This is a genomic window from Cellulomonas sp. NPDC057328 (assembly GCF_042667215.1).
In the GTDB taxonomy this organism is placed as follows: Bacteria; Actinomycetota; Actinomycetes; order Actinomycetales; family Cellulomonadaceae; genus Cellulomonas.
In genome coordinates this window covers 1-5519 of the sequence record NZ_JBHUZW010000177.1, presented here as the reverse complement: position 1 = coordinate 5519, position 5519 = coordinate 1, and the positions used below count along the sequence as shown (strand labels likewise).

At 76.0% G+C, this 5519-nt stretch carries 6 protein-coding genes; 3 read left to right on the top strand and 3 right to left on the bottom strand.

Features of this window, described 5'->3' with window-relative positions:
- Window positions 1-76: 76 nt before the first annotated feature.
- The 3 genes from ACFUMH_RS18500 to ligD form a co-directional block, all read right to left on the bottom strand.
- Window positions 77-1246 (bottom strand): App1 family protein, encoded by a 1170-nt coding sequence (locus ACFUMH_RS18500; RefSeq protein WP_378208978.1) that lies wholly within the window; start codon window positions 1244-1246, stop codon window positions 77-79.
- Window positions 1247-1251: 5 nt separating this feature from the next.
- Window positions 1252-1836, bottom strand: a complete 585-nt coding sequence (locus ACFUMH_RS18495) for a Dps family protein (protein WP_378208976.1) — start codon at window positions 1834-1836, stop codon at window positions 1252-1254.
- 121 nt (window positions 1837-1957) lie between these two features.
- Complete coding sequence (ligD, locus tag ACFUMH_RS18490) at window positions 1958-2839, bottom strand: non-homologous end-joining DNA ligase (protein ID WP_378208974.1); 882 nt, start codon at window positions 2837-2839, stop codon at window positions 1958-1960.
- A gap of 102 nt (window positions 2840-2941) precedes the next feature.
- Between ligD and ACFUMH_RS18485 the strand changes: the two genes are divergently transcribed.
- The 3 genes from ACFUMH_RS18485 (at window position 2942) to ACFUMH_RS18475 (ending at window position 5480) form a co-directional block, all read left to right on the top strand.
- Window positions 2942-3931 (top strand): Ku protein, encoded by a 990-nt coding sequence (locus tag ACFUMH_RS18485; protein WP_378208972.1) that lies wholly within the window; start codon window positions 2942-2944, stop codon window positions 3929-3931.
- Entirely contained in the window at window positions 3928-4977 is a 1050-nt protein-coding gene (locus tag ACFUMH_RS18480) for a PHP domain-containing protein (RefSeq protein ID WP_378208970.1), read from the top strand. The genes ACFUMH_RS18485 and ACFUMH_RS18480 overlap by 4 nt, the downstream gene beginning before the upstream one ends.
- 221 nt (window positions 4978-5198) lie before the next feature.
- Window positions 5199-5480, top strand: a complete 282-nt coding sequence (locus ACFUMH_RS18475; RefSeq protein WP_378208968.1) for an HU family DNA-binding protein — start codon at window positions 5199-5201, stop codon at window positions 5478-5480.
- Window positions 5481-5519: the final 39 nt, after the last annotated feature.

Below are 5519 nucleotides of genomic sequence, written 5' to 3'. Positions count from 1 at the left end.
CCGGACGACCGTCACCGGTCGTCCGGGGCCGTGGCCGTTCTCCCGGGGGCTCCGGGGGCCGGCAGCGGCGGCGGGCTCAGCCGCCCGGCACGAGCCCGTGCTCGCGGGCGTGCGCCAGCAGCTCCTCGCCGTCGGCACCCTGCAGCACCGCGATGCCCGGCCGCTCCGCGTCCTCCTCGGCGTCCTCCTGCTGCGGCGTCGCGGTCGGCAGACCGTGCGAGAGGACGTGCTCCGCGGCGGTCAGCTGGCGGATGAGCACCGCCTCGACGCGCTCCGGGTGGTGCGCCACGGCCCCGGCGTAGATCTCCGGGTCGTGCTGGCCGTCGTCGCCGACCAGCAGCCACCGCACCTGCGGCAGCTCCGCGAACAGGCGGCGCAGCTGCGCGACCTTGTGCTGCTGGCCGCTGCGGAACAGTCCGGTGTTGGTGGGGCCCCAGTCGGTGAGGAGCAGGGGGCCCGCCGGGTAGTCGTGCCGGCGCAGGAACCGGCTGATCGCGGGCGCGGCGTTCCACGCCCCCGTCGACAGGTACACGAGCGGCCGGTCCGCGTCGCCCAGCCGCAGCTCCCGGTAGAGCCGTGACATGCCGGGGACCGCCTCGCGCGCGTTCTCGTGCCGCACGAGCGTGTTCCACGCCGCGACGAGCGGACGCGGCAGACGCGTCACCATCACCGTGTCGTCGATGTCGCTGACCACACCGACGGTCGGCCCGGCCCCCACGACGAGCACGGGTGCGACCGACTGCGCGCCGTCCGCGGAGGTGAGCGTCACCTCGTGCCAGCCGGGCGGCAGGTCCGACGGCACGACCGCGTCGACGTAGCCGCCGCGGTCGGTCGTCACCACGTGCGTGGCGTCGCCGACGCGCACCTCGAGGTCGGCGCCGGCCACCGGCGAGGTGAGGAAGGACCGCCAGCCACGGACCGACGGCGCGGGGCGCTCCTCGCCGGTCTGGGCCGCGCCCCCGGCGCCCGGCAGGTCCTGCCCCGCGACGGCGGGCGAGGCGAGCAGGGTGCGCGCGAGCACGCGGACCCAGCCCCGGGACCCGTACCCGGCGTACGAGACGATGCGCACGGTCCACCCGCGCCGGCGCAGCACGCGCGCCACCGCAGTGTCGACCCGGTCCTCGAGGCGCGCGGCCACGTGCAGGCGGCCTGCGGTCGCGCCGTCGAACCGCGGGGCGACGCGGCCCGCACGCAGCCCGTCCCCGTCGGACGGGCCGGCGGGGACGGGCTGGGCGTGCCGGGGCATCGGCGTCACGAGTGCGCGTCGTCGGCGGGGTTGCCGGCCTCGGCGAGCGCGGCGGCGTCCTGCTCCGTCGACGCGCCCGCGTTCGACAGCCCGCCGCCGGCGTTCTCCAGGTGCGCACGGACGAACCAGTGGAACAGCTCGAGCTCGTGCAGGTGCCCGACGAGAAGGTCGTTCGTCACCGTGTCCAGCTCCTCGGTCGCCTCCGCGGCGGCCCGGTGGTCGGTGATGACGCCGACGTACACCTCGTCGAGCGCGCCGAGGTGGGCGGACGTCGTGGCGCGGCCGATGCTGTAGTCGTCCCAGGTGCGGTTGGCCACGATCTGCCCGGGCGTGCCCTGCGGCGAGACGCCGAGGGTCGCGATCCGCTCCGCGGTGGCGTCCACCATGGCGCGCACGGCGTCGACCTGCGGGTCGAGCATCTCGTGCACGGCGATGAAGTGCGGGCCGACGACGTTCCAGTGGATGTGCTTGAGCGTCAGCTGCAGGTCGTTGAGCGCGTGCAGCCGCCCCTGGAGGATCTCCGCCACCCGGGCGCCGTCCTCGGGGGTGAGGGACGGGACGGTGTACTTCGGAAGATCGGCGCGAGCCATGACCACTCCTTCGATGTCGCCTCCCGGACCCGGCGGTCCGGCGCTGCGTCCACGCTGCCAGCACGCCCGACGGTCCGCCACAGGAGCACGGGCGCCCGCGGCCGGGCCACGACCAGCGGCGTCAGTCGTCGAAGGGGTCCCCGTCCCGCTCGAGCCGTGCGACGGCCTCGTCGGCGGTGAGCTGCGTCAGCCCGGGCTCCATCTCGTCCCAGCGGCGCGGCACCGCGGCGGTCGGCCGCTCGCGGCCGCGCAGCGACCACGGCGTGATGGTCGTCTTCGCCGGGTGGTTCTGCGACCAGTCGATCAGGACCCGCCCGGGCCGCACGTCCTTGCGCATCACGGACACCACGAGGCCGGGCTCGTCCCGGGCGACCGCCTGCGCCAGGTCCCGGGCGTAGGACCGGACGTCGTGCGGCGGGCGCGGCCGGGGGAGCGGTGCGTAGAGCTGCAGGCCCTTGCTGCCGGACGTGACGGGCACCGTCCGCGCCAGGCCGTCCGCCGCGAGCCGGTCCGCCACGAGGTGCGCGACGCGCACGCACTCGTCGAGGCCCGCGCCGGGTCCCGGGTCGAGGTCGACGACGAGCCGGTCGGCGTCGCGCACGCCGCCGCGCGGGCCGACGGTCCACTGCGGGGTGTGCAGCTCCAGCGCGCCCTGGTTGGCCGCCCACACCAGCCCCGCGAGGTCCTCGAGCACCGGGAGGTCGAGCACGGTGCCGTCCTCGTCGCCGCCGGGCGAGGCCGGCACGCGGTGGTGGCGCAGCCACGCGGGCGCGCCGCGCGGCACGTTCTTCTCGAAGAAGCGCTCCCCGCCGACGCCGTCGGGCCACCGGATGCGCGTGACCGGACGGTCCGCGAGCTGGCGCAGGAGCGCCGGGGCGACGCGGACGAGGTAGTCCATCACCTCCGCCTTGGTGGTCCCCGTGGCCGGGTACATCGGCTTCTCGAGGTGCGTCAGACGCACCGGACGGCCGCCGACGTCGACCGTCCGCCGGTCCGCGCTCACGGCGCTGACCTGCGCTCAGGGGTGGCGGGCACGGGGTGCACGGGTCCATCCTGCCCGTGGACGGCGTGTGCCGGACGACATGCGGGACGACGGGAGGCGGACGTGCGCGCGATCTGGAAGGGTGCGGTGGCGTTCGGCCTGGTCAACGTACCCGTGAAGCTGTACGCGGCGACGGGGGAGCACGAGGTCCGGCTGCACCAGGTGCACCGCGAGGACGGCGGGCGCATCCGCTACAAGAAGGTGTGCAGCGTCGACGGCGAGCCCGTGGAGTGGGGCGACATCGCCAAGGGCTACGAGACGGACTCCGGCGAGCTCGTCGTGCTGACGGACGAGGACTTCGAGCGCCTGCCGCTGTCGACCGAGCGCGAGATCGAGGTCCTCGAGTTCGTGCCCGCCGAGCAGGTCGACCCGCTCCTGCTCCAGAAGACGTACTACCTGGAGCCCGACAAGACGGCCGCCAAGCCGTACGCGCTGCTGCGCGGCGCCCTCGAGCAGACCGACCGCATGGCCGTGGTGAAGGTCGCGCTGCGCCAGCGCGAGAGCATGGCCGTCCTGCGCGTGCGCGACAAGGTCATCGTCCTGCAGACGCTGCTGTGGCCGGACGAGGTCCGAGCGGCCGACTTCCCGATCCTCGACGCCGAGGTGACGGTGCGCCCCCAGGAGCTGACGATGGCGAGCTCGCTCGTCGAGTCGCTCGCCGCCGACTTCGACCCCTCGCAGTACACCGACGCCTACGTCACCGCGCTCGAGGAGCTCATCGAGCAGAAGGTGTCGTCGGGGGAGACCCGGGCGCCGGCCGCGGCCGAGGACGAGCCCGAGGAGGGCGCCGGCGAGGTCGTCGACCTGCTCGCGGCGCTGCAGCGCAGCGTCGAGAAGGCTCGCAGCGCACGGGGCGAGGGGGTGGGCGAGACGTCGGGCGACGCCCCGGCAGCGACGAAGGGCGCCGGGAAGGCCGCCCGCGGCGGGTCGGCGGCGGACGACGACGAGGCCCGGGCGCCCAAGCAGCGCTCGCGCGCCAAGGCCGCGTCGGGCGACGGTGACGACGACGGCGCGAAGGCCCCGGCGAAGCGGACGCGCAAGAAGGCCTCGTGACCGCAGCGGACGACCGCGACCGCGCCGTCGCGACGCTGCGGCGCATCGCGTTCCTCCTCGAGCGCGCGCAGGCGAGCAGCTACCGGCCCGCGGCGTACCGGGCGGCCGCCCGCACCGTCGAGCACCAGGACCCCGACCGGCTGCACGCGCTGGCGGCGGGCGGGTCGCTCACCGACCTGCCGCACGTCGGCGCGAAGACCGCCGACGCGGTGGCCCGCGCGCTCGCCGGGCGTCCCGTGCCGGCGCTCGACGCGCTCGAGGAGGAGGCGGCCGCGGCGCCGGCGCCCGACGACGCGGCGTCGGCGCTGCTCGCGGCCCTGCGTGGCGACCTCCACGCGCACACCGACGCGAGCGACGGCGCGACACCGGTGCAGGAGATGGTGCTCGCCGCCCTCGAGCTCGGCCACGACTACCTCGCGATCACGGACCACTCGCCGCGGCTCACCGTGGCGAACGGCCTGTCCGCCGCACGGCTGCGGGCGCAGACGGCGCAGGTCGCCGCGCTGCGCCGCGCCGTCGCGCCCTTCGACGTGCTCACCGGCATCGAGTGCGACGTCCTCGACGACGGCAGCCTCGACCAGGACCCCGACCTGCTCGACGAGCTCGACGTGGTCGTCGCGTCCGTGCACTCGAAGCTGCGCATGGACAGGGCGTCGATGACGCGCCGCATGCTCGCGGCCGTGCGCGACCCGCGCACCGACGTGCTCGGGCACTGCACGGGGCGGCGCCTGACGGGCCGCGAGCGGCCGCCGAGCGAGTTCGACGCCGAGGCGGTGTTCGCCGCGTGCGCCGAGCACGGCGTCGCCGTCGAGATCAACGCCCGCCCGGACCGCCTCGACCCGCCGCACGCGCTGCTCGAGGTCGCGGTGGCGGCCGGCTGCGAGTTCACGATCGACTCGGACGCCCACGCACCGGGGCAGCTCGCGTGGCTGCGCGCGGGCTGCGAACGGGCCGTCGCGCACGGCATCGGCGCCGACCGGGTCGTCACGACGCGCACCGCCGAGGAGGTCCGGGCCCGCGGCCGGCGCGCACCCGTCCGGCCGTGACGGACGCCGTGACGCGGGCCGTGACGCGGCGCCGGCGCCGTGCTGACGCCCGCCGTGGGCGTGCCCCGCGACGGTGACGTGACGCGCCACGGGCGTGCCGCGTGCACCAGGACGCCCGCGCGCCGCTAGTGTCGAGGGCCGTGCGTACGGGCGTGCCCGCACCGCACGCCCGGTCCGTCGTCCGGCCCGGGCAGCGATCCGACCCCCAAGGAGCACCTGACGTGAGCGTCAACCGCACCGAGCTCGTCCAGGCCATCGCCGAGAAGGCCGGCCTGAGCAACGCCGAGGCCGACAAGGCCCTCAAGGCCTTCCAGGAGGTGCTCGTCGAGAAGCTCGCCGCCGGCGAGGACGTGGCGATCTCCGGCTTCCTCTCGGTCGCGCGCGCCGAGCGCGCCGCGCGGACCGGCGTGAACCCGCAGACGGGCGAGAAGCTCGACATCCCCGCGGGTCACCGCGTGAAGCTCACGGCCGGCAGCGCCCTCAAGCGCGCCGTCCAGGGCTGACGCACCCCCTGACGGCCCCCGACCCGGACGGGTCGGGGG

What these genes read in the sequence shown, in the direction of transcription:
- ACFUMH_RS18500 (WP_378208978.1), bottom strand. Translation starts at nt 1,246, where the DNA reads ATGCCCCGGCACGCCCAGCCCGTCCCCGCCGGCCCGTCCGACGGGGAC.
- ACFUMH_RS18495 (WP_378208976.1), bottom strand. Translation starts at nt 1,836, where the DNA reads ATGGCTCGCGCCGATCTTCCGAAGTACACCGTCCCGTCCCTCACCCCC.